The organism is Streptomyces sp. NPDC048659 (assembly GCF_040650575.1).
Classification (GTDB): domain Bacteria; phylum Actinomycetota; class Actinomycetes; order Streptomycetales; family Streptomycetaceae; genus Streptomyces.
The window spans coordinates 79,817-102,452 of record NZ_JBEZHM010000018.1 but is presented as its reverse complement, the minus strand read 5'-3'; the positions used below and the strand labels follow the sequence as shown (position 1 = coordinate 102,452).

Annotated in this window: 21 protein-coding genes, 1 tRNA gene and 1 pseudogene; 17 read left to right on the top strand and 6 right to left on the bottom strand. The window is 73.6% G+C overall.

Going from position 1 to position 22,636, the window contains the following annotated elements; genetic code table 11:
* Positions 1 to 77: 77 nt before the first annotated feature.
* The 6 genes from glp to AB0C99_RS16735 all read left to right on the top strand — a co-directional run bounded on the left by glp (position 78) and on the right by AB0C99_RS16735 (position 4,473).
* Positions 78 to 1,355, top strand: coding sequence for a gephyrin-like molybdotransferase Glp (gene glp, locus AB0C99_RS16760; RefSeq protein WP_362475518.1), 1,278 nt, complete (start codon positions 78 to 80; stop codon positions 1,353 to 1,355).
* Between the two features lie 58 nt (positions 1,356 to 1,413).
* Positions 1,414 to 1,899, top strand: a complete 486-nt coding sequence (gene moaC, locus AB0C99_RS16755; RefSeq protein WP_362475478.1) for a cyclic pyranopterin monophosphate synthase MoaC — start codon at positions 1,414 to 1,416, stop codon at positions 1,897 to 1,899.
* The gene (locus AB0C99_RS16750) at positions 1,896 to 2,420 is read left to right on the top strand and encodes a MogA/MoaB family molybdenum cofactor biosynthesis protein (RefSeq protein ID WP_362475477.1); all 525 of its coding nucleotides are present in this window, start codon (positions 1,896 to 1,898) and stop codon (positions 2,418 to 2,420) included. Before moaC ends, AB0C99_RS16750 begins: the two co-directional genes overlap by 4 nt.
* A complete protein-coding gene (locus AB0C99_RS16745) occupies positions 2,417 to 3,034 on the top strand; it encodes a GNAT family protein (RefSeq protein ID WP_362475475.1) in 618 nt (205 codons plus the stop codon). The genes AB0C99_RS16750 and AB0C99_RS16745 overlap by 4 nt, the downstream gene beginning before the upstream one ends.
* A 156-nt stretch (positions 3,035 to 3,190) precedes the next feature.
* A complete protein-coding gene (gene glpR / locus AB0C99_RS16740; protein WP_362475474.1) occupies positions 3,191 to 4,303 on the top strand; it encodes a gephyrin-like molybdotransferase receptor GlpR in 1,113 nt (370 codons plus the stop codon).
* Positions 4,304 to 4,399: 96 nt separating this feature from the next.
* A tRNA-Ala gene (locus tag AB0C99_RS16735) sits at positions 4,400 to 4,473 on the top strand.
* Positions 4,474 to 4,558: 85 nt separating this feature from the next.
* On the opposite strand, the gene AB0C99_RS16730 is transcribed toward AB0C99_RS16735, so the two are convergent.
* The gene (locus AB0C99_RS16730; RefSeq protein WP_362475473.1) at positions 4,559 to 5,527 is read right to left on the bottom strand and encodes a LysR family transcriptional regulator; all 969 of its coding nucleotides are present in this window, start codon (positions 5,525 to 5,527) and stop codon (positions 4,559 to 4,561) included.
* 95 nt (positions 5,528 to 5,622) lie between these two features.
* Here AB0C99_RS16730 and AB0C99_RS16725 point away from each other — a divergent pair.
* The 3 genes and pseudogenes from AB0C99_RS16725 to AB0C99_RS16715 form a co-directional block, all read left to right on the top strand.
* Positions 5,623 to 6,252, top strand: a pseudogene (locus AB0C99_RS16725) (NAD(P)-binding domain-containing protein); the annotation flags it as partial.
* An 8-nt stretch (positions 6,253 to 6,260) separates the two neighbouring features.
* Entirely contained in the window at positions 6,261 to 6,563 is a 303-nt protein-coding gene (locus AB0C99_RS16720; RefSeq protein WP_362475471.1) for a hypothetical protein, read from the top strand.
* A gap of 244 nt (positions 6,564 to 6,807) precedes the next feature.
* Positions 6,808 to 7,875, top strand: a complete 1,068-nt coding sequence (locus tag AB0C99_RS16715; protein WP_362475470.1) for a hypothetical protein — start codon at positions 6,808 to 6,810, stop codon at positions 7,873 to 7,875.
* 53 nt (positions 7,876 to 7,928) lie between these two features.
* On the opposite strand, the gene AB0C99_RS16710 is transcribed toward AB0C99_RS16715, so the two are convergent.
* Positions 7,929 to 8,669 carry a class I SAM-dependent methyltransferase gene (locus AB0C99_RS16710; protein WP_362475468.1) on the bottom strand — a complete coding sequence of 247 codons (741 nt, stop codon included), beginning with the start codon at positions 8,667 to 8,669 and terminating at the stop codon, positions 7,929 to 7,931.
* Between the two features lie 185 nt (positions 8,670 to 8,854).
* Entirely contained in the window at positions 8,855 to 9,349 is a 495-nt protein-coding gene (locus AB0C99_RS16705) for a GNAT family N-acetyltransferase (protein WP_362475466.1), read from the bottom strand.
* Positions 9,350 to 9,406: 57 nt separating this feature from the next.
* On the opposite strand from AB0C99_RS16705, the gene AB0C99_RS16700 reads away from it, so the two are divergent.
* Positions 9,407 to 10,210 carry an exodeoxyribonuclease III gene (locus AB0C99_RS16700; protein ID WP_362475465.1) on the top strand — a complete coding sequence of 268 codons (804 nt, stop codon included), beginning with the start codon at positions 9,407 to 9,409 and terminating at the stop codon, positions 10,208 to 10,210.
* A gap of 27 nt (positions 10,211 to 10,237) precedes the next feature.
* Here the strand turns inward: AB0C99_RS16700 and AB0C99_RS16695 are convergent, their stop codons facing one another.
* Entirely contained in the window at positions 10,238 to 10,852 is a 615-nt protein-coding gene (locus AB0C99_RS16695; RefSeq protein WP_362475463.1) for a MerR family transcriptional regulator, read from the bottom strand.
* A gap of 287 nt (positions 10,853 to 11,139) precedes the next feature.
* Between AB0C99_RS16695 and AB0C99_RS16690 the strand changes: the two genes are divergently transcribed.
* The 5 genes from AB0C99_RS16690 to AB0C99_RS16670 all read left to right on the top strand — a co-directional run bounded on the left by AB0C99_RS16690 (position 11,140) and on the right by AB0C99_RS16670 (position 15,437).
* Entirely contained in the window at positions 11,140 to 12,660 is a 1,521-nt protein-coding gene (locus tag AB0C99_RS16690; RefSeq protein ID WP_362475462.1) for an NAD(P)/FAD-dependent oxidoreductase, read from the top strand.
* Positions 12,657 to 13,559: an alpha/beta hydrolase gene (locus tag AB0C99_RS16685; RefSeq protein ID WP_362475461.1), complete on the top strand. Its 903-nt coding sequence runs from the start codon at positions 12,657 to 12,659 to the stop codon at positions 13,557 to 13,559. The genes AB0C99_RS16690 and AB0C99_RS16685 overlap by 4 nt, the downstream gene beginning before the upstream one ends.
* A complete protein-coding gene (locus AB0C99_RS16680) occupies positions 13,556 to 14,437 on the top strand; it encodes an SDR family oxidoreductase (RefSeq protein ID WP_362475459.1) in 882 nt (293 codons plus the stop codon). The genes AB0C99_RS16685 and AB0C99_RS16680 overlap by 4 nt, the downstream gene beginning before the upstream one ends.
* Before the next feature lie 133 nt (positions 14,438 to 14,570).
* The gene (locus AB0C99_RS16675) at positions 14,571 to 14,762 is read left to right on the top strand and encodes a hypothetical protein (RefSeq protein WP_362475458.1); all 192 of its coding nucleotides are present in this window, start codon (positions 14,571 to 14,573) and stop codon (positions 14,760 to 14,762) included.
* Between the two features lie 102 nt (positions 14,763 to 14,864).
* Positions 14,865 to 15,437: a GNAT family N-acetyltransferase gene (locus AB0C99_RS16670; RefSeq protein WP_362475457.1), complete on the top strand. Its 573-nt coding sequence runs from the start codon at positions 14,865 to 14,867 to the stop codon at positions 15,435 to 15,437.
* On the opposite strand, the gene AB0C99_RS16665 is transcribed toward AB0C99_RS16670, so the two are convergent.
* Positions 15,380 to 18,922, bottom strand: a complete 3,543-nt coding sequence (locus tag AB0C99_RS16665) for a S41 family peptidase (protein WP_362475455.1) — start codon at positions 18,920 to 18,922, stop codon at positions 15,380 to 15,382. The two genes, AB0C99_RS16670 and AB0C99_RS16665, sit on opposite strands and share 58 nt — an antisense overlap.
* A 245-nt stretch (positions 18,923 to 19,167) precedes the next feature.
* On the opposite strand from AB0C99_RS16665, the gene AB0C99_RS16660 reads away from it, so the two are divergent.
* Together AB0C99_RS16660 and AB0C99_RS16655 are read left to right on the top strand one after the other, a co-directional pair.
* Positions 19,168 to 19,737 carry a TetR/AcrR family transcriptional regulator gene (locus tag AB0C99_RS16660; protein ID WP_362475454.1) on the top strand — a complete coding sequence of 190 codons (570 nt, stop codon included), beginning with the start codon at positions 19,168 to 19,170 and terminating at the stop codon, positions 19,735 to 19,737.
* A gap of 185 nt (positions 19,738 to 19,922) precedes the next feature.
* Entirely contained in the window at positions 19,923 to 22,121 is a 2,199-nt protein-coding gene (locus AB0C99_RS16655) for an MMPL family transporter (protein ID WP_362475453.1), read from the top strand.
* 102 nt (positions 22,122 to 22,223) lie between these two features.
* Here AB0C99_RS16655 and AB0C99_RS16650 read toward each other — a convergent pair whose 3' ends face one another.
* Entirely contained in the window at positions 22,224 to 22,601 is a 378-nt protein-coding gene (locus AB0C99_RS16650) for an SsgA family sporulation/cell division regulator (protein ID WP_362475451.1), read from the bottom strand.
* Between the last annotated feature and the right edge of the window lie 35 nt (positions 22,602 to 22,636).

Here is a 22,636-nt window from a genome sequence, read left to right as displayed (position 1 = left end):
CGTCGGACCACGGCCCCTCGGACCACGGCACGGCCGAGCCGGGCCCGGCCGACCCCTGCGGCGGCCCCGCCCGCGGCCTGTGGTCGGTCGACGAGCACCTCGCCGACATCCTGGCGGCGGTCGCCCCGCTCGAACCCATCGAGCTGCAACTGCCGGAGGCGCAGGGCTGCGTCCTGGTCGAGGACGTCACGGTGCCGGTCGCGCTGCCGCCCTTCGACAACAGCTCGATGGACGGGTACGCGGTCCGGGTCGCCGACGTGGCCGGGGCGAGCGAGGAGTTCCCGGCGGTCCTGACGGTGATCGGGGACGTCGCCGCGGGCGCGGGCGGGCTGCCCGAGGTCGGCCCCGGGCAGGCCGCCCGGATCATGACGGGCGCGCCGCTGCCGCCCGGCGCCGAGGCCGTCGTCCCGGTCGAGTGGACCGACGGCGGTACGGGCGGGGGCGCGGCCGGCGCGATGCGCCCCGCGAGCTCGGCGCCGGAGGGCGCGGCGGGCGAGGTCCGGGTGCACCGCGCGGCGGCGGCCGGGGAGCATGTGCGGGAGCGCGGCAGCGACGTCCGCGCGGGCGAGCAGGCGCTGGCGGCGGGCACGGTCCTCGGGCCGCCGCAGATCGGCCTGCTGGCCGCGATCGGCCGGGGCACGGTGCGGGTGCGGCCCCGCCCGCGCGTGGTCGTGATCTCGACGGGGAGCGAACTGGCGCAGCCGGGCGAGCCGTTGGCCGAGGGCCAGATCTACGACTCGAACAGCTTCGCGCTCGCCGCCGCCGCGCGGGACGCCGGGGCGCTGGCCTTCCGGGTGCCGGCGGTCGCGGACGACGCCGAGTCGCTGCGGTCGGCGATCGAGGACCAGCTGATCCGGGCGGACCTGATCGTCACCACCGGCGGGGTCAGCGTGGGGGCGTACGACGTCGTCAAGGAGGCGCTGACGGCGGACGGCGAGGTGGACTTCCGCAGGCTGGCGATGCAGCCGGGCAAGCCGCAGGGCTTCGGGATGATCGGCCAGGAGCAGATCCCGCTGCTGGCGCTGCCGGGCAATCCGGTCTCGTCGTACGTGTCGTTCGAGCTGTTCGTGCGGCCCGCGATCCGGGCGCTGCGGGGGCTCTCCGACCGGGCCGACACCGCGCGGCCGACGGTCCGGGCGGTGCTCAAGGCGGACCGGCCGCTGTCCTCGCCGGAGGGCCGCCGGCAGTTCCTGCGGGGGACGTACGACGCGGAGGCGGGTGCCGTCACTCCGGTGGGCGGCGCGGGCTCGCATCTGATCGGCGCGCTCGCGCACGCGGACGCGCTGCTCGTCGTGCCGGAGGAGGTGACCGCCGTCGAGCCCGGCACGGAGCTGGACGTGGTCCTCCTCGGCTGAGGAGGCCCTGGTGGGGGTACCGTGTCGTCCCACACAGCGACCGGGAGTGTCAACCGCCATGAGCACGCAGCAAGGACTCACCCACATCGACGAGGCGGGGGCGGCCCGCATGGTCGACGTCTCCGCGAAGGACGTCACGGCCCGCACCGCCCGCGCCAGCGGCCGCGTCCTCGTCTCGCCGCGCGTGATCGAGCTGCTCCGGGGCGAGGGCGTGCCGAAGGGCGACGCGCTCGCCACCGCCCGGATCGCCGGGATCATGGGCGCGAAGCGGACCCCGGACCTGATCCCGCTCTGCCACCCGCTGGCGGTCTCCGGTGTGACGCTGGACCTGTCGGTCGCGGACGACGCCGTCGAGATCCTGGCGACCGTGAAGACCACGGACCGTACGGGTGTCGAGATGGAGGCCCTGACGGCGGTGTCGGTGGCGGCGCTGACCGTGGTGGACATGGTGAAGGCGGTCGACAAGGGCGCGGTCATCTCCGACGTGCGCGTCGAGGAGAAGACGGGCGGCAAGTCGGGCCACTGGACGCGGAGCGAGGCGTGACGGGCACGGGCACCGCCCCGTACACGGCGCTGGTCGTCACCGCCTCCAACCGGGCGGCCGCCGGGGTCTACGCGGACAAGGGCGGTCCGCTGATCGCCGAGGCGCTGCGCGGGTCCGGCTTCGCCGTGGACGGCCCGCGGGTCGTCCCGGACGGCGCGCCGGTCGAGGCCGCGCTGCGCGCCGGGATCGCCGCCGGGTACGACGTGATCGTCACCACCGGCGGCACGGGCATCTCGCCGACCGACGAGACCCCCGAGGTCACCCGCCGGGTCCTGGAGCGGGAGATCCCCGGCATCCCGGAGGCGATCCGCGCGTACGGCCGGGAGAAGGTGCCGACGGCGGCGCTCTCCCGGGGGCTCGCCGGGGTGGCCGGCGGCACGCTGATCGTGAACCTGCCGGGCTCGACCGGCGGGGTACGGGACGGGCTGGCCGTCCTGGAGCCGCTGCTCACGCACGCCGTCGACCAGATCCGCGGCGGCGACCACCCGAGACCCGCGCCGGAAGCGGGCCCGGAGTCATGACCCCGTCCTGGCCCGTGGTCCTGGTGGACGGCGAGGTGCTGCTCCGGCCGATAAAGATGCGCGACCAGCGGGCCTGGCGCGAGGTGAACCGGCGCAACCGGGACTGGCTGCGGCCCTGGGAGGCGACCGTTCCGCCGGCGGGTCCTGGCGGGGCGGTGGCGCAGCGCCCGACGTACCGCCAGATGGTGCGCCACCTGCGGGGCGAGGCGAACGCGGGGCGGATGCTGCCGTTCGTGATCGAGTACCAGGGACGGCTGGTCGGGCAGTTGACGGTCGCCGGGATCACCTGGGGCTCGATGTGCTCGGGGCACGTGGGGTACTGGGTGGACAGCGAGGTGGCCGGGCGGGGCGTCATGCCGACGGCGGTCGCGCTCGCGGTCGACCACTGCTTCCGGGCGGTGGGGCTGCACCGGATGGAGGTGTGCATCCGGCCGGAGAACGGCCCGTCGCGGCGGGTGGTGGAGAAGCTGGGCTTCCGGGAGGAGGGGCTGCGGCCGCGCTACCTCCACATCGACGGGGCGTGGCGGGATCACCTGGTCTTCGCGCTGACGGCGGAGGAGGTCCCGGAGGGGCTGCTGCGCCGGTGGCACCAGGCGCGCCGCCAGCACCATTGAAATGCCATAAGTGTTCGAATTTCATCCCCAGTTGGCACCCAAAGCGCTCAATCGGTCTGAACAATCACAAAAAAATTCAGTGATATCAGCCAGATCGTGCGACACACCGGCCCAATTGGCCGATGCCCCCCTGCGAACCCCTCTACGGTGTGAGGCGTGAGCAGCAGCGGCCTCATCTACGCAGTCATCGTCGGGGCCTGGGCCGCCTACCTGGTGCCGATGTGGCTCCGCAGGCAGGACGAGCTGAACGAAGCCCGTCCGACGGAACGCTTCAGCACCGCCATCCGGCTGCTGTCCGGACGGGCGGGAATGGAGCGCCGGTACGCCAAGGAGCTCAGGGACCGGGATCGCGCGGCCGAGGGATCGGCGCCCGAGGTGGACCCGGACGCGGCGACCGAGCATCTGAGCTCGGTCGACGTCCGGGGCTTCAGCGCGCCCGCGGCCAGGACGGAAGCCCGCCTGGAATTCCCGGACCCGGGCCCCGCCCAGCACCAGCCCCCGCACCAGCCCCAGCCCCAGGCATCCGCCTCGGCGTCCGCGCCCGCGCCCGCTTCGGGGGGCGCTCCGGCGTCCGCCCGGCGTGCGCCGAGCGCGGCGGCCGAGCGGGCGCGCCGGGGCAAGGCGCTGGCCCGGCGCCGGCGCACCACCGTGCTCCTGTTCCTGGCCTTCACGCTCGGCGCGGTCGTCGCGGCCGTCGGCGGCCTCGCCTTCCTGTGGGCGCCCGGCGTCCCGGCGGTGCTGCTGAGCGCGTACATCGTGTACCTGCGGGTCCAGGAGCGGCGGCGCTTCATCTACGTGATGGACCGCCGCAACGCGGAGGCCGCCGCCGCGCGCCTGCGCGAGAGCCGGCGGCCCGCCCCGACACCCGAACCGACCCCCGCCGAGACCCCGGCTCCCGCGCCGGCCGTCTCCCCGCAGGAGGCCGGCCGGCGCGCCCTGGTCGAGCAGACGGACCACGCCGAGTGGGTGGACCAGCAGCGCGACCGCGGGCCCGCCCGCGGCGACAGCTGGGAGCCGGTCCCGGTGCCGCTCCCGACGTACGTCACCGCCCCGGTCGCCCCGCGCGCCTCGGGCGGCGTCGACATCACGGACCCGGAGACCTGGAGCGCGTCCCGCTCCTCCACGGCGGCGGACCCGGCCCCGGCCCCCGCCCCGGCCCCGGCCCCGCGCCAGCGCACGGCCCAGCCCCGCGCCCGCCGCGACCACGGCCGGACCCCGCTCTTCGACCAGTACGCGGACGACGACCGCCCCCGGGCGGCCAACGAATGACCCCCGGCCGGGGGGCCACGGCACCCCCCGGCTGACCTGCGGGGGAGCGGATTTCCGCGTAGGCCGCTCGGGATGCTAATGTTTCACACGTCGCAAGGGCCTGTGGCGCAGTCTGGTAGCGCACCTCGTTCGCATCGAGGGGGTCTGGGGTTCAAATCCCCACAGGTCCACAGACACAGAGGATCCCGTCCGATCGCAAGATCGGGCGGGATCTTCGTCGTTTCCGGGGTCTGTACGAGTCCGCTCGGGGCGGTGCTAATCCAGAGGGCCCGCGGGCGCGTGGGGGCGGTCGGGGTCCGTCCCGTCCGGCTGGTGAGCGGCCTGAGCCGGACGGCCCGCCGCGAACACCCTGGCGAGCTCGTCGTGCAGAGGTGCCGCCATGGGGTGGGCATGGGCGGCGCGGCGCGGCGTGATCGTGTAGACCCCGCGGGTCGGGGGATCCACCAGGGCGACCGCGGTGACATCGGCCCGTAGCGCGCTCGTCAGCACTCCGGGGACCAGCGCGATGGCGTGGCCGGTGGCGACCAGGGCCAGTTTGCCGGGCAGATCGGCCGCGGTGAGGTCGATACGGGCGCGGGCTCCGGCGCGGGCGGCGTGCTGGCGCAGGAGCGCCGCCGAGCCGTCGTTGTCCTCGGCCCAGGTCTCGTCGGCGAGCGCCTCGACGCGCACCGGCCCGCGCCCGGCCAGCGGATGGCCGGCGGGCAGTACGACGACCATCTCGTCCAGCCCGAGGAACCGCCGCTCGACCCGCCGGTCGACGGCCAGTCCCGGCGGGGCGTCGGTGACGACCGCGAGGTCGAGGTCGCCCGCGATCACCCGGCTGTGCAGCTGGGCGCTCAGGCCGGGGAGCAGGCTCCAGCGGACGGCTCCGGCCTGCTTCAGCAGAGCCCGGACGGCTTCGGGGACGATCCCCGCGGCGAGCGACGGTGTAGCGCCGATGACCAGGGGACGATCGGACACTCCGTCACGAACGTCCCGTACCGCGCGAACGGCCCGGTCGGCCTCATGGAGCGTGGCCAGGGCGTGGCGCCGGAACACCTCACCGGCCGCCGTCGGACGCACCCCGCGCGCGTGGCGCTCCACCAGAGCCACGCCGAGCTGCCGCTCCAGCCCGGCGATCTGCCGGGAGACCGCCGACTGCGTGTGATTCAGCTCGGCTGCCGCCGCCGACAGGGATCCGACCCGGCACACGGTCACGAAGGCCCGCCACACCGTCAGATCCATGGGGGCAGTATGCCCAACTCCCATGCGGGTCCCGCAGGGCGGGCATGCGAAATCTGCGCTTGTCGCAGTCGTCGCGGTGCACCACTGTGACGGGCATGACCACACCGCACACGATCGCCGTCCTCGGCCTGGGGCGCATGGGCGGCGCCCTCGCGACCCGCCTGGCCGAGCAAGGTTGGGACGTCGTCGGCTGGACCCGTTCAGGGCGCGCGTCGGGCGCCTTCAAGACGACCGGCGACCCGAACGAGGCCGTGGCGCGGGCGGACGTCGTCCTCCTGGCGCTGTTCGACGGCGCGGCCTGTCGCCAAGTCCTCGACGGTGTCCGTGACTCCCTGCGGACGGACACGATCGTGCTCAACACCAGCACCATCGCCCCCGCCGAGGCGTCGAGGCTGGCCCGGCGGCTCGGCCCGTCCTACGTCCACGCGCCCCTGCTCGGCTCGGTGCCGGCCGCCGCCGCCGGCACCCTGCGGATCCTTGCCGCCGCCGACCAGAACGCATTCGACCGGGTCCGGCCGGTGCTGGAGACACTGGGCACCATCCGGCGCACGGACGACGCCGCCACCGCCGCCGCGCTCAAGCTGATCGCCAACCACAGCCTCGCCGGCGCGGTCCTCGCGCTACGCGACTCGCTGCGGCAGGCCGACGCCCTCGGCCTGCCCCGTACCCAGGCGCTGGACATCCTCGAACTCGGCCAGCTCGGCGGCCTCGTGGCCCGTAAACGACGGCGCACTTGGCGGGGTTTCAGGACGACGGCCTGATCCTGGCTTTCGTCCTGCCCACGGGTGAGGTGGACACGTTCGTCGCGCAACTGAAGCCGGAGCAACCGCTCGGCCTGCGCGAGCAGCCGCTCGCCCACAACACGAATGCGTCGACGCCGTTCTCGCACCTCGGGTTGCCGGAGCCCGATCTGCTGGCGCCGGTCCGCGAAGGTCAGGTATGCGCGCCGTGCGAGGGTGACCTCAACTGGCTGAAGGTGGCGGTGGCACAGGTCGACGGCCGCACCAGCCGGGTCTATCTCAGCGGGGTCGACTGAGCAGTCACGCCCGCCCCCGCGGGGGATGAACCTGCTGCCCAGCCTGGCTGTTCCGACCCGGGTGCGTGTCGAGCGATGTCCCGCCGCTTCTGTTCCGTCTGTGTCGTGCCCGGGTGCTTCGTGAGGGTGATCACCGCGACCATTGCGGGGCCGGGCTGGTTAGCCCGGCATGAATGGAGACTTCTCGTCCGCGTTGTGGCCCTTTCCCGCCGGGCCGGTTCTTACGTTGAGGCCGCTGCGCCGGATGCAATCGCCCGAGCGGTGGGTGGTGGACGTGTCCGCCGGTGACCTGGCTGCTCTCGCGCAGGGGCCCGACGCCGTGTGGCGGCTGCGGGCGAAGCGCGGATTCCTCGGCGAGACGCCGGCCAACCGGCGGCTGGCGGAGATCCTGCGCCGTACGCCCGAGGAGTTCGGCGCGGTGGGGGCCATCGTGCTGGTGGCGGACGCCATCGAGGTGGCGGGAACGGGGGGTGTCCGGGGGTTCGGCGGGGAGTTGTGGGTCGACGGGGTGCGGTGCATCGACGGCTTCCAGCGCCTCCGCGTCATCGCCGACGCCGCTGCGGCGCTCGGCCCGGAGCACGTCGCGCGCTCGACCGTGCGGCTGGAGATCTACTGCGGGGCCGGCGCCGGGCTCGCCGCACGGCTGCATCACGAGGCCGGTGTGCTCGTCAACGCGCCCACCGCGCAGGACGGGCTGATCCACTGCCCCAACATCGCCCGGCTCATGGACGCGGACTGGGAGGACGAGGGCTCGTTCGATCCGCGCCGCGGTGCCGTCGCGGGGCGGCGCGGACGCCTGTTCACCATGCCGGAGGTCACCAGGGCGTTGACGTGCCTGTCGCCGTCGCCGACTCCGGAGGCGAGCCACCTCGTCGATTCGGAGGAGGGCCTTGAGGTGTTCTGGGGATCCGTCGGCACCCGGCTCTACCTGGAGGTCTTCCATGACCGTATGAGGCCGCTGGGGGTGCTGCGGGCTGTTCAGGCGCGCAAGAAGGCGCGGGAGGCGCTGAGCGCGTTGCCGGGGCGGCTGAAGGGTGGGGCCGGGCATCTCATCGAGTACGCGCCGGAGTTGATCTGCTGGGCCGCGTGCCGTGAGGTCCTGCCCCTGGAGCGGCTCCATGAGGAGAGGTCCGCGTATTTCGACTGGGACGGGGACATCCGCGATCGGCTGCCCGCCGCCGTGGAGAGGACGGCCGAGCGGCTCGTGGGCAACTACCGGGGCTTGCGGGCGGCGCGGGGCGCAAAGGGGTACTTCAAGGGCGAGGCATCGCTGCTGAGCGTCTGGCTGGACGTGCTCGCCTACCAGGGGTGAGGCGTGCCCGGGGCCGGGCGTGGCCGTGTCCGGCCCCGGCCCCGGGCCGGGTGTCAGGCTTGGCAGTGGAGCATGGTCAGGGCCGGGTTGTTGGTGAAGTCGGTCCAGAAGTCCTTGCCGTATTTTTCCGTGCCCGCCGGGGAGATCTCCAGGGGGACCCAGGTCAGGTTCGTGAAGCCGGCCGACTGGAGGGTGTTCTCGTAGACCTCGCGGCGGGGCGGGTGGGCGTGGAAGGAGATCGGGGGGTCGAGCAGGGCCGTCAGTTTGATCTGGGGGCCCACCTCGTTCTCCTCGCCCGTCGGCTCGCAGAGGAAGCCGTACTTGGCCAGCGACGGGCCGCCGAAGCGGAACTCGGGGCTCTGCATGAAGAGGAAGAAGTCCGCCCCCGGGGTCAGGTTCCGGTGGATGGCCTTCGTCATCCGTGCGATCGTCGCCACGTCGTCCGCGTAGTTGAACGCCTGCACCGCCACCGCCGTGTCGAAGGGCTCTTCAAACGAAGGGAGTTCGGCTATGTCTCCTACCTCGTACGAGATGCCCAGCGGCTCCGCCTCCTCCAGCGAGCGCGCCGCGGCGATCATCTCGCCGGAGATGTCGACGCCGTGCACCCTGGACGCGCCCCGGCGCCTCAGCTCGCGGCTGTAGAAGCCCGTTCCGCAGGCCAGGTCCAGGACCGAGCGGCCCGCCACGTCGCCCACCAGCGCGAGGAAGCCGGGCACCTCCCCGTAGCGGGCCAGCGGAAGGGTCTTGAAGCCCTCGAACGCCTCGCCGATCTCGTCGTACAACTGACCGCTCATGGTGCTGGTTCCCTCCGTCTGGGCGGCGGCCCGAGCAGGCCGCGGCCACTGGCGGAGAGTCTTCCGCCGGGTGCGGCGGGGCTGAACTGACGGAAGGTCCGAAGATCGGGGAGCGGGGGGAACGGGGTGTCCGGGGCGGGGTTGGTGGGATCGTCCAGGGGTGGGATGGCGGGCCGGCGGGTGAGTCAGAGGGGCTTGGCGTAGCAGCGGCTGTTCGGGTAGTCGCGGTAGTAGCCGAACTTCGCGCACGGCTCGTAGCCGCTCGACGTGTACAGCGCGATCGCCTCCGGCTGCGCCGTCCCCGTCTCCAGGACCATCCGGGTGCGGCCCGCCGCCCGCGCGTCCGCCTCCAGGGCTGCCAGGATCCGGCGGGCCAGGCCCAGGCCCCGCGCCTCGGGGATCACGTACATCCGCTTCAGCTCGGCGTCCCCGTCCGCGTACCCCTCCCCGTTCGCCTCCTGCGAGCGCCAGCCGCCGGTCGCCACCGGGTGGCCCTCGGGCGCGTACGCGATCAGGTAGAGGCCCCTCGGCGGGGCGAACATCGTCGCGTCGAGCGGTGTGAGGTCGCCCTCACCGTCGTCGCCGTCGTCGTCCTTGTAGCGCTCGGCGTATTCGAGCTGCACGGCGTCGTTCAGCTTGACGGCGTCCGGGTGATCGTACGGCGTGGGGCGTATATCCATGCAGAGTATGGTACATGTATGCTGCACCATGGCTCGTGGTGTCGGTATTCTCCCGGGATGCTCACTGTCACGACCGCGAATGTCAACGGGCTCCGGGCCGCCGCCAAGAAGGGCTTCGTCGAGTGGCTGGCCCAGTCCTCCGCCGACGCCGTCTGCCTCCAGGAAGTGCGCGCCGAGGAGGCCCAGCTCCCCGCCGAGGTCCGCGCCCCCGAGGGCTGGTTCACCGCCCACGCCCCCGCCGCCGCCAAGGGCCGCGCCGGCGTCTCCCTCTACACCCGCCGCGAGCCCGACGCCGTCCGCGTCGGCTTCGGGTCCGGCGAGTTCGACACCAGCGGGCGTTACATCGAGGCCGATCTCCCCGGCGTCGTCGTCGCCAGTCTTTATTTGCCCTCCGGTGAGGTCGGGACGGAGCGGCAGGACGAGAAGATCCGGTTCATGGGCGAGTTCCTGCCGTACCTGAAGGAGCTCAAGGCCCGCGCCGCCGCCGACGGGCGCGAGGTCGTCGTCTGCGGCGACTGGAACATCGCCCACCACGAGGCCGACCTCAAGAACTGGAAGGCCAACCGCAAGAACGCCGGCTTCCTCCCCGAGGAGCGCGAGTGGCTCGGGCGGGTCTTCGAGGAGGGCGACGGCGGCTACGTCGACGTCGTGCGCGCGCTCCACCCCGAGCAGGAGGGGCCCTACTCCTGGTGGTCCTACCGCGGGCGCGCCTTCGACAACGACAGCGGCTGGCGCATCGATTACCAGGTCGCCACCCCCGGACTCGCCGCGCGCGCCGTCAAGGCGTACGTCGAGCGGGCCGCCACCCACGAGGAGCGCTGGAGCGACCACGCGCCCGTCACCGCCGTCTACGAGGTGTAGGGCCGGCCCCGTCCCCCTCCGGGGGCTTCACGGGTGCAGGCGGCGGTCCAGGGCCAGGGAGAACTCCGCCTCCACCACGCTCTTCGCCAGCGGCCTCAGGCGCTGCACGTCCTGCTCGGCGGCGTACGTGCCGAGCAGCTCCGTGAACAGTTCCGCGAGCGCCTCCGCGTGCTCGCGGACCCGCCCGCCCGCCCGCAGCACCGCCGCCAGCGGTACGCCCTCGTGGACCAGCGCCGCCGAGACGTCCAGCAGGCGGCGGCTCACGTGGACGATGTCCTCGCCGTCCGTCGCCAGATAGCCGAGGTCCAGCGCCGCCGCCAGGTTCTCCGGGGTGACCTCCCCGGCGAAGTGGTCGGCCAGCTCCTCCGGCGTCAGCCGGACCGGCTCCTCCTCCGTCGGGGTGCCGAGTTCGAGGACCTCGCCCACGTCCCGGCCGGTCTCGAAGGCCGCCGTGAGGTCGGCGATCCCGTTGAGGGTGTGGCCCCGGTCGAGCAGCGCGGCGATCGTCCGCAGGCGGGCCAGGTGGCGCTCGTCGTACCAGGCGATCCGGCCCTCCCGGCGCGGCGGCGGGATCAGGCCGCGCTCGCGGTAGAAGCGGAGCGTGCGCACGGTGATGCCGGCCGCCTCCGCCAGGTCGGTCATGCGGTATTCGCGGGTGCCCGTGGCCGTATCCGTGCCTGTGGTCGTACCCGTGCTCGTGCCTGCCTCTGGTGTCACGGTCCTCATGGCCGTCACCTCCGCCCCCGTCGTCCGTTCAGGACCCTGCGTCCCCACCCCTGCTCCTGATCGTCTCGACACGCCCGCCAGCCTATGTTGTACCGCCGGTAACTTTCCCCGGTCGTACCCCTACCGCTCGGTATGCCGCTGCTCTACAGTCCCGATTGTGCCAGTGATTGCTGGCGGAATTGGCCGGGCGCACGGGAGGCGGCATGGCGAAGCACGAGCACGTACGGGTGGCGGTGATCGGATCGGGGTTCGGCGGACTCGGGGCCGCCGTCCGGCTGCGGCGCGAGGGGATCACCGACTTCGTCGTCCTGGAGCGCGCCGACTCCGTGGGCGGCACCTGGCGCGACAACAGTTACCCCGGCTGCGCCTGTGACGTCCCCTCCCACCTCTACTCCTTCTCCTTCGCCCCCAACCCCGACTGGCCCCGCGCCTTCTCCGGCCAGCGCCACATCCGCGCCTACCTGGAGCACGTCGCCGACACCTTCGGGATCCGGCCGCACCTGCGCCTCGGGCACGAGGTCATGCGGATGGCCTGGGACGAGGAAGGGTTCAAGTGGGACATCGAGACGAGCCGCGGCAGCTTCTCCGCCGACGTCGTCGTCTCCGCCACCGGGCCGCTCTCCGACCCCAAGATCCCCGACATCCCCGGGCTCGACGGCTTCACCGGCAAGGTCTTCCACTCCGCCCGCTGGGACCACGACCTCGACCTCACCGGCAAGCGCGTCGCCGTCGTCGGCACCGGCGCCTCCGCCATCCAGATCATCCCCGCCATCCAGCCGAAGGTCGGCCGGCTCACCGTCCTCCAGCGCACGCCCCCCTGGGTGATGCCCCGCGTGGACCGCGCCATCAGCGGCGCCGAGCGCTGGGTGCACCGGCAGCTCCCCTTCACCACGGCCGCCCGCCGCGGGGTCCTCTGGGGCATCCGAGAGCTCCAGGTCAGCGCCTTCACCAAGCGCCCCGCCGTCCTCGGCATGGTCGAGCGGCTCGCCAAGACGAACATGGCCAAGTCGATCAAGGACCCGGCGCTGCGCGCCAAGCTGACCCCCTCGTACCGCATCGGCTGCAAGCGGATCCTGCTGTCCAACGCGTACTACCCGGCGCTCGCCCAGCCCAACGTCGACGTCGTCGCCGCCGGGCTCAAGGAGGTCCGCGGCAACGTCCTCGTCGCCTCCGACGGCACCGAGACCGAGGCCGACGTGATCGTCTTCGGCACCGGCTTCCACGTCACCGACCTGCCGATCGCCGCCCGGGTGATCGGCCGGGACGGGCGCTCGCTCGCCGACCACTGGAAGGGCGGCATGGAGTCGCTGCGCGGCGCCACCGCCGCCGGCTTCCCCAACTGGATGACGATCATCGGGCCCAACACCGGGCTCGGGAACTCCTCCATGATCCTCATGATCGAGTCCCAGCTGAACTACCTGGCCGACTACCTCCGCCAGCTCGACGTCCTCGGCGGGCGCGCCGCCCTCGCCGTCCGGCCCTCCGCCGTCGGCGCCTGGAACCGCAAGGTCCAGGCCCGGATGGAGCGGACCGTGTGGGCCGGCGGCTGCGAGAGCTGGTACCTGGACGCGAACGGCCGCAACACCACCCTGTGGCCCGGCACCACCGGCGAGTTCCGGCGCGAGACCCGGACCGTGGACCTCGCCGAGTACGAGGTGCTGCGCGCCCCCGCCGCGCCCGCCGCCGCCCGCCGCGCCCCGCGCCGCAAGGAGAGCGCCAAGTGAGCCCCGCCGCGCGCGAGCTGACCGCGCTCTCCGCCGACGGCTCCACCCTCCACGTCGAGGTGTACGGGCCCGAGGGCGCCCCCGCCGTCGTCCTCGCCCACGGCTGGACCTGCTCCACCCGCTTCTGGGACGCCCAGATCCGGGAGCTCGCCGCCGACCACCGGGTCATCGCCTACGACCAGCGCGGCCACGGGCGCAGCCCGCTGCCCGCCCCCGGCGGCAAGGGATTCGCCACGGACGCGCTCGCCGACGACCTGGAGGCCGTGCTCGCCGCCACCCTCGGGCCCGGCGAGCGGGCCGTCGTCGCCGGGCACTCCATGGGCGGCATGACCGTGATGGCCGCCGCCGGGCGCCCCGCCCTGCGCACCCACGCCGCCGCCGTCCTGCTCTGCTCGACCGGGCCCTCCCGGCTCACCGCCGAGTCGCGGGTGCTGCCGCTGCGGCCGGGCCGGCTGCGGACCCGCCTCACCGCCTCCGTACTCGGCGCCAAGGCACCGCTCGGGCCGGTCACCGCCGCCTCGAAGAAGATCCTGAAGTACGCCACGATGGGACCGGGCTCGGCCCCCGACCGGGTCGACGCCTGTGCCCGGATCGTGCACGCCTGCCCGCGCGCCGCCCGGGTCGGCTGGTCCCACGTGCTGTCCGGGCTCGACCTGGAGGCCGGGGTGCGGGAGCTGCGGCTGCCCGTGGCCGTGCTCGTCGGCACCGCCGACCGGCTCACCCCGCCCGTCCACTCCCGCGCGATGGCCGCGGCCCTGCCGCACTGCACGGGCCTGGTCGAGCTGACCGGGATGGGGCACATGACACCGGTGGAGGCCCCGGAGGCCGTCACCGCGCAGATCCGCGAACTCACGCTCACCTACCTGGGCGCGAAGCAGAACGAGGAGGCCGGCGCATGAGCAGGGTCAGTCTGGAGGGGCAGGTCGCCGTCGTCACCGGCGGCGCCCGCGGGGTCGGCGAGCTGCTGGCCCGCAAGCTGTCCGCGCGCGGCGCGAGGATCGCCCTGGTCGGGCTTGAGCCCGAGCTGCTCAAGGAGGTCGCCGGGCGGCTGCACACCGAGGCCGACTGGTGGCACGCGGACGTCACCGACCACGAGGCCATGGCCAAGGTCGCCGCCGAGGTGAAGGAGCGCTTCGGCAAGGTGGACATCGTGGTCGCCAACGCCGGTGTCGCCGCGGGCGGCCCCTTCGTCGACTCCGACCCGGTCGCCTGGCGGCGGGTCATCGAGGTCAACCTCATCGGCGGCGCCGTCACGGCCCGCGCCTTCCTGCCCGTCCTCATGGAGTCGCGCGGCTACTTCCTCCAGATCGCCTCGCTCGCCGCGATGACCCCCGCCCCGATGATGACGGCGTACTGCGCCTCCAAGTCCGGCGTGGAGGCGTTCGCGCACAGCCTGCGGGCCGAGGTCGCCTACAAGGGCGTGAAGGTCGGCGTCGGCTACCTCTCCTGGACCGACACGGACATGGTGCGGGGCGCCGACCAGGACGACGTGATGAAGGAGCTGCGGCAGCGGCTGCCGTGGCCGTCGAACCGCACGTATCCGCTCGGCCCGGCCGTCGACCGGATCGTCGCGGGGGTCGAGCGCCGCTCCGCGCACGTCTACGCCCAGTGGTGGCTGCGCGGGATGCAGTCCACCCGCGGCTACCTCCCCGGGATCATCGCCTCCGTCGGGCAGCGCGAGATGCGCCGCTTCGAACCGCGGCTCTCCTCGGTGTCCAAGGGGCTGGTGGGCGCGGGCGGCGCGGCCGACGAGCAGGAGCGCGGCGAGCGGGTGTGACACGCCCCGGGTGGCGGGGTGTGACGCGCTGTAGCCGGTCGACATGCGCGGGGTGACCCGCCGTGCCACGCTGGTCGAGGCCCGAGGGGCGAGTCCGCCCCGTCCCCTCACACCCTTCTAGGAGTGAACCCTCATGGGCATCAAGGACCAGTTCCAGGACAAGGCGCGCGAGCTCGCGGACAAGGCGCAGGACGCCGTGGGCTCGAAGAAGGACGAGGCGTCCCAGCGGGCCGCGCGGGGCAGAGAGCAGGCGCAGGAGTCGCCGGAGTCGCAGCGCGCCCAGCAGGAGGCGCAGGACCGCTTCGACCAGGACTACGACGCCTGACCCCGCGACCTACGGAAGGCGCACCCGGGACGCCGGGTGCGCCTTCGCGTGTTCCGCCATAACCGGGGGCGGCGGGGCGCCCCGTTCCGTACGGTGGCGCCCATGCCCGTACTTGAGCGACTGCGACCCGACCACGCGCCCGCCCTGCTCGCGTTCGAGCGGGAGAACAGGGCCTTCTTCGCCGCCTCCGTGCCCGACCGGGGCGACGCGTACTTCGACGCCTTCGAGGACCGCCACCGGGCGCTGCTCGACGAGCAGGAGGAGGGCGGGATCGCCTTCCACGTGCTCGTCGGGGACGGCGGGGAGATCCTCGGCCGCTTCAACCTGGTGGACGTGACCGGCGGGAGCGCCGAACTCGGCTACCGGCTCGCAGAGAAGGCCACCGGCCGCGGGCTCGCGACCGGCGCGGTGCGGGAGCTGTGCCGGCTGGCCCGCGAGGAATACGGGCTGAGCCGGCTCACCGCCGCGACGACCCTCGGCAACGGGCCGTCCCGGGCCGTGCTGGCCCGGGTCGGTTTCGGCGCGGTGGGGAGCGTGCGGCTGCCGGTCGGGCCGGGGGCGGGCGCGCCCGGGTCCGCCGGGACCGGTGGGGAGCCCGCCGACGAGCCCGGGATCGCCTACGAGCTGGACCTCGGCGGCAGTTTCGGGCGGGAGCGGTCCGGCAGGTCCTCGTAGCCCGGCGGGCTCGCCGCGGGCGTCTCGTCGAGCAGGGCGAGCGCGATGTGCACGGCGTCGTCGAGCTGTGCGTACCGCCCCTCCGCCCAGTCGAGCGGGGTGCGCAGGACCGCCAGGTCCGGCTCCACCCCGTGGTTCTCGATCGACCAGCCGTACTCGGGGAACCAGGCCGCGTTCATCGGCACGGTGATCTGCGTGCCGTCCCCGAGCCGGTGCCGGCCGGTCATGCCGACGACGCCGCCCCAGGTGCGCTGGCCGACCACCGGGCCGAGCCCGAGCAGCTTGAACGCGGCGGTGATCATGTCGCCGTCGGAGGAGGTGGCCTCGTCGGCGAGCGCGACGACGGGGCCGCGCGGCGCGTTCGAGGCGTACGAGACGGGCTGGGCGTTGCGGGTGAGGTCCCAGCCGAGGATCCGGCGGGTCAGTTTCTCTATCACCAGCTCGCTGATGTTGCCGCCCGCGTTGCCCCGGACGTCCACGATCAGGGCCGGCCGGGAGACCTCCATGCGCAGGTCGCGGTTGAACTGCGCCCAGCCGGAGCCGCCCATGTCGGGGATGTGCAGATAGCCGCAGCGCCCGCCGCTGAGCTCCCGCACCACCGCGCGCCGCTTGGCCACCCAGTCCTGGTAGCGCAGCGGGCGTTCGTCGACGAGCGGGACGACGGCGACGCGGCGGGCGCGGCCCGGTGACCCGGCGGGCCGGAACGCCAGCTCGACGGTGGTGCCGCCGGTGCCGGAGAGCAACGGGTAGGGGCCGGTGACCGGATCGACCGGGCGGCCGTCGACGTGGGTGAGGACCGCGCCCTCGCGGATGCCGGTGCCGGCCAGCGGGGAGCGGGCCTTGGAGTCGGAGGAGTCGCCGGGCAGGATCCGCTTGACCAGCCAGCCGTCCTCCCGGCACACCAGGTTGGCGCCCAGCAGGCCCTGGGCGCGCTGGTAGTGCGGCGGGCCCTCGTTGCGCCGGGCGGGGGTGACGTACGCGTGGGAGGTGCCGAGTTCGCCGAAGACCTCGCGGAGCAGGTCGGCGAACTCGTCGGGTGAGGCGCAGCGTTCGACGAGTGGCCGGTACTGGTCGAGCACCGCCGTCCAGTCGACCCCGCCCAGGCCCGGCTCCCAGAAGTAGGCGCGGACGATCCGGCCCGCCTCGTCGAATGCCTGCCGCCACTCGGCCGCCGGGTCCACCTCGTGCACGATGCGGCGCAGGTCCAGGTAGACGGTGGAGTCGAGGTCGCCGGGTTCGTTGGCGGGTACGGCGCGCAGCTCGCCCTCGTCGACGACGACCAGCCGCGAGGCGTCGCCGCTGACCGCGAACCAGTCGAGGTGGTCGACGAGTTCGGCCTTGCGCGCCTTGGTGATGTTGTAGTGCTCCAGGGTCGGGCGGGGCGAGGGGTCCGAGGGGTTGGCGAAGGTCTCGCCGAGCGCGCCGGAGATCGGCCAGCGCAGCCAGACCAGGCCGCCGCCGGTCACCGGGGACAGCGCCGAGTACTTGGAGGCGGTGACCGGGAAGGGCGTCACCCGCTCGGCGAGCCCTTCGAGTTCGACGGTCACCGTGCCGTCGCCGGTGCCCGCGCCCTCGTCGGCGGGGTCCATGCCGCCCGCCGCGGGCCGCCCGTCGGGCAGCAGCGCGAAGGGCGACGGGGTCGCCGAGTTGAGCGGTACGAGGTAGGGGCGGCAGCCCAGCGGGAAGGACAGGTCGCCGGTGTGCACGTCGTACACCGGGTCGAAGCCCCGCCAGGAGAGGAAGGCGAGGTAGCGCCCGTCGCTGGTGAAGACCGGGTTCTCGTCCTCGAAGCGCCCGTTGGTGACGTCCACGATGACGGGCGCGCCGGGCCCGGAGATCCGGGCCATCTTGATCGAGCGCAGCGAGCGCCCGATCCCCGGGTGCGACCAGGTGAGCCAGGTGCCGTCGGGGGAGAAGGCGAGGTCGCGGACGGGGCCGTTGACGGAACGGATGAGCTCGGTGACGTCGCCGGGGGCGGGGGGTGGGGGCGTACTCGTATCCGCGCCCGCGCCCGCGCCCGCGCCCGCGCCCGTATCCGCGCCTGCGCCCGCGCCCGTATCCCCGTCCGTACCCGTACCCGTACCCGTACCCGTATCCGTATCCGTATCCGTATCCGTACCGGAGTCGGTGTCCTCTTCGCCGTCCGCCGCCGCGTCCTTCGGGTCGGCGGACTCGTCCTCCTCCGCCGTCTCCTCCTCCGGGTCCGTCGTCGTCAGCAGGAGCAGGCGGCCGTCGTCGGAGGCGATGGCCAGGCGGTCGCCGTCGGGGTCGGCGGCCATCTCCTCGACCCGGCCCAGTCGCCCGGCCGCGAGCCGGCGCGGTGCGCGGTCGCCGCTGGCGCGCGGGAGGTAGGCGATCTCGACGGCGTCCTCGCCCTCCGCGTCCGTGACGTACGCGACCTGGCCGCCGCTGCCCAGCATCTCGGGCAGCCTGACCCGTACGCCCGGGGTGTCCGCGATGGTCCGGGCCGGGCCGTCGCGGTGGGTCAGCCAGTAGAGGCTGCCGCGCACGGAGACGGCGCTGGCCCGCCCGGTCTCGTCGACCGAGAGCGCGTCCACGTGGTGGGCGGTCGGCACCTGGTAGGGGCGGCGGCCGGTGCGGGGGCCGCCGAGCCGGACGTCCAGGCGGCGCGGGCGGCCGTCGGCGCTCAGGTCCTCGACGATCCACAGCTCGCCCGCGCACTGGTAGACGATCCGGCGCCCGTCGCTGGAGGCGTGCCGGGCGTAGAAGGCGTCGTGGTCGGTGTGGCGGCGCAGCCCGCCGCCGTCGGGGCGGCAGGAGTAGAGGTTGCCGATGCCCTCGTGGTCGGAGAGGAAGGCGATCCGGTGCCCGCCCTCCGCCTCGGGCGCGGCGACGATCAGCGGCGACTCGAACTGCCCGCCGAGCTCTTCGAGGAGGCGCTCGCCGTGCAGCCAGAGCCGTCCCATGGCGCCGCCCCGGTAGCGCTTCCAGGAGGCGGGCTCGTGCGGCGGGCGGCCGGTGAGCAGCAGGGTGCGGCGCTGTTCGGCGCCGTCGGCGAGGGCGAGGTCGGCGACGGTGATGTCGGAGACCGGGCCCCAGGGCATCCGGCCGCCGGGGGTGCCGTCGGTGGGGACGGTGTAGGCCCAGGAGTAGTACGAGAAGGGCTGCCCGTGCGAGGAGACGGCGAGGATGTCGCAGCGCCCGTCCTTGTCGGGCGGCGACCAGCCGCAGACCCGGGTGTCGGTCGAGCCCCAGTAGGTGAGCCGCCGGGCCGGGCCGCCGTCGACGGGGGCGAGGTGGATCTCGGGGTCGAGGCTGCGCCAGCTCGTATAGGCGAGGTGGCGGCCGTCGGGGGAGAAGCGCGGGGGGCCGACCCTGGTCCGGTCGGCGGTGATCCGCCAGGCCCGCCCGGGGCGGTGGCCCCCGGGCACGAGCGGGGCGACCCAGAGGTCGTCCTCGGTCACGAAGCAGAGCAGCTCGCCGTGGAGGTGCGGGAAGCGGAGATACGCGAGGTCGTCACTCACCTCCTCATGCTTTCCGCGCGTGGGGGGTGCGGCAACTCGTACGTGTGCCCGAGGCGTCCGCCGGGCGGGGGCCGAGGGGCGTCCCGGGGCGTGCCCCGCGCGCGCCTCGGGTGCGTCCCGGGTGCGTCCCGCGCGCGCCCCGGGTGTGGCACAGGACACGTACGAAACCGTTTCGTTTCGCAGAGGGGCCGGGTATATCGTCGTGGAGTACGAAACCGTTTCGTTCGCTCGACAGGAGGCCGGTCATGGCCAGCAGGCTCACCCCCGAGAGGGAGTCCGAGCTCTACACGGCCGTGCTCGATCTGCTGCGCGAGGTCGGCTACGACGCCCTCACCATGGACGCCGTCGCCGCCCGCACCCGGTCCAGCAAGGCCACCCTCTACCGCCAGTGGGGGAGCAAGCCTCAGCTCGTCGTCATGGCGCTCCGGCACGACAAGCCGGTCCAGCTCGGCGAGATCGACACCGGCAGCCTGCGCGGTGACTTCGAGGTCATCCTGGAGCGGACCGACGACTGCCGGCTGGAGAAGGACGCCGCGCTCATGCGGGGTCTCGCCCACGCCGTCCACGACAACCCCGATCTGCTCCAGGCCATGCGCGAGCTGCTCGTCGAACCCGAGATGAACGGGCTCGACGAGGTCCTCCAGCGGGCCGTGCGCAGGGGCGAGGTCGCCGCCGACAACCCGGCGCTGAAGCTCATCCCCCACATGCTGATCGGCGCGTTCGTCGCCCGGCCGCTCATCGAGGACCGGCCGGTCGACGCCGCCTTCCTCACCGCCTACGTCAACGCCGTCGTGCTCCCCTCACTCGGCGCCTGACCGACACCCGTACCGAAGACCGACCTCCGCCCACGGCCTCCCCGCGGCCGGCGACCCGCACCACCACCCGCGGTACCACCCGCGGTACCGACACCCCGCAGTACCTCCACCTGACGTTGCGCACCGCTCACGCCGTCGGGCCGGCTCCCCATGCCCTGTCCCACTCACACCGGGAGTACGCCCCCGTGGCCACGTTCCTCTACAAGCTCGGCCGTTCCGCCTTCCGGCGCCGACGGCTCGTCGCCCTGCTCTGGGTGGCCCTCCTCGCCGTCGCCGGCATCGGAGCCGCCACCGCCCCCACCGCGACCTCCAGCTCCTTCTCGATCCCCGGCACCGAGGCCCAGCGCGCCTTCGACCTGCTGGAAGAGCGCTTCCCCGGCGGCAACGCCGACGGCGCCACCGCCCGCGTGGTCTTCGAGGCCCCGGCCGGCCAGACCATGAAGACCCCGGCCAACAAGGCGAAGGTCGAGGAGACCGTCGCCGCCCTGAAGTCGGGCTCCGACCAGGTCGCCCGGGTCACCGACCCGTACACCGCGCAGGCCGTCTCGCAGGACGGCCGGATCGCCTACGTATCCGTCTCGTACAAGGTCAGCGGGATGGAGCTGACCGACGCGACCCGTGACGCGCTCAAGGAGGCCGGCCACGCCGCGCAGGGCCAGGGCCTGACCGTCGAGATCGGCGGCGACGCGCTCCAGAGCATGCCGGAGACCGGCGCGGGCGAGGTCGTCGGCGTGGTCATCGCCGGCATCGTCCTCGTCATCACCTTCGGCTCGCTGGTCGCCGCCGGGCTGCCGCTGCTCACCGCGATCATCGGCGTCGGCATCGGCGTCTCGACGATCACGGCGCTCGCCAACGTCCTGGACCTCGGCTCGACCACCTCCACCCTCGCGATGATGATCGGCCTCGCGGTCGGCATCGACTACGCCCTCTTCATCGTCTCCCGCTACCGCGCGGAGCTCGCCGAGGGCCGCGGCAAGGAGGAGGCCGCCGGGCGCGCCGTCGGCACGGCGGGCTCCGCCGTGGTCTTCGCCGGCCTCACCGTGGTCATCGCGCTGGTCGGCCTGGCCGTCGTCAACATCCCGATGCTGACGAAGATGGGCTTCGCCGCCGCCGGTACGGTCGTGATCGCCGTCCTGATCGCGCTCACCCTCATCCCGGCCCTGCTGGGCTTCGCCGGTGACAAGGTCCTCGGCCGCAAGCAGCGCAAGGGCGGGGAGGCGTCCGACGGGAACGCCCCCGCCGCCGAGAAGGTCAACGGCGGCACCCGCTGGGCCCGCTTCGTCATCCGCCGCCCCGTGCTCGTCCTGCTGGTCGGCGTCCTCGGCCTCGGCGCGATCGCCGTCCCGGCCGCCTCCCTGGAGATGGGCCTGCCGGACGACGGCGTCAAGGCCGTCTCCACGACCGAGCGGCGCGCCTACGACCTGCTCTCCGAGGGCTTCGGGCCCGGCTTCAACGGCCCGCTGCTCGTCGTCGTCGACGGCGACAAGGCGACCGCCGACAAGACCGTCGACACGATCAAGGGCCTGGACGGCGTCGTGGCGGTCACCCCGCCGACCCCGAACAAGGCCGGCGACGCGGCGATGATCACGGTGATCCCGAAGGACCGCCCGTCCTCGCACGACACCGAGGAGCTGGTGCACGACATCCGCGGCGCCACCGGCGACGACGTGCTCGTCACCGGCGCCACCGCGATGAACATCGACTTCTCGCAGAAGATGAACGACGCGCTGCTGCCCTACTTGGCGCTCGTGGTCGGCCTCGCCTTCCTGCTCCTGATGGTGGTCTTCCGCTCGATCCTGGTCCCGCTGAAGGCGGCCCTCGGCTTCCTGCTCTCCGTCGTCGCCGCCCTCGGCGCGGTCGTCGCGGTCTTCCAGTGGGGCTGGCTCGGCAGCCTGTTCGGGGTCGAGCAGACCGGCCCGATCATGTCGATGATGCCGATCTTCATGGTGGGCGTGGTCTTCGGCCTGGCCATGGACTACGAGGTCTTCCTGGTCACCCGGATGCGCGAGGCGTACGTCCACGGGGCGCGCCCCGGCGAGGCGATCGTGGCCGGCTTCAAGCACAGCGCCCGGGTGGTCACCGCCGCCGCGGTGATCATGATCGCGGTCTTCTCCGGCTTCATCGGCATGGACGAGCAGATGATCAAGATGATCGGCTTCGGCCTCGCCGTCGCCGTCCTCTTCGACGCCTTCGTGGTCCGCATGGCGATCGTCCCGGCGGTGCTGGCGCTGCTCGGCCACAAGGCGTGGTGGCTGCCGAAGTGGCTCGGCCGGGTGCTGCCCAACGTGGACGTCGAGGGCGAGGGCCTGACCGCGAAGGACGGGCGCGACGAGGGCGACGCCGGGGACCACGGCGACGGGAAGAAGGAGCTGGTCTCCGTCTGACCCCCTGAGCCCCTGATCTCCGGGGCCGCCGCTTGAGCGGGCGGCGGGCCCCGGACCGCGCCGGAACCTGTGGGGACGGGGAGCCGACGCGACCCTACGCCGTCATCGCGTCGAGTCCGACGCGGTGGCGGCGTAGGTGTGCCGGAGGAAGCGCATCAGGGCCGTCGTGTCGAACTGGACGACGGCGACCCCGTCGGCGCCGTGGAACTCGACGACCGTCTGGACCCGGCCGCAGGGCCAGACCCCGATGTCCCCGCGCCGGGCGGGCCCGCGCAGCCCGGTCTCCAGGAGCGAGCGGGGGAAGGACCACTCGATGCCGCCGGGGAAGCCGAAGCGGACGGTCGCGGGCGAGAAGTCGGCGTCGTAGCGGAGGTCCACCGGGACGGGGCGGGAGAGCGGGGCGTCGGTGACGATCCGGCCCCGCGCCCGGTCCTCGACGGCATGGTTCTCGACGGCGTGGGCGTTCGTGCTGTGCGTCATCGGACGGCTCCTCACGGTCTCACACTCGTCGCGTT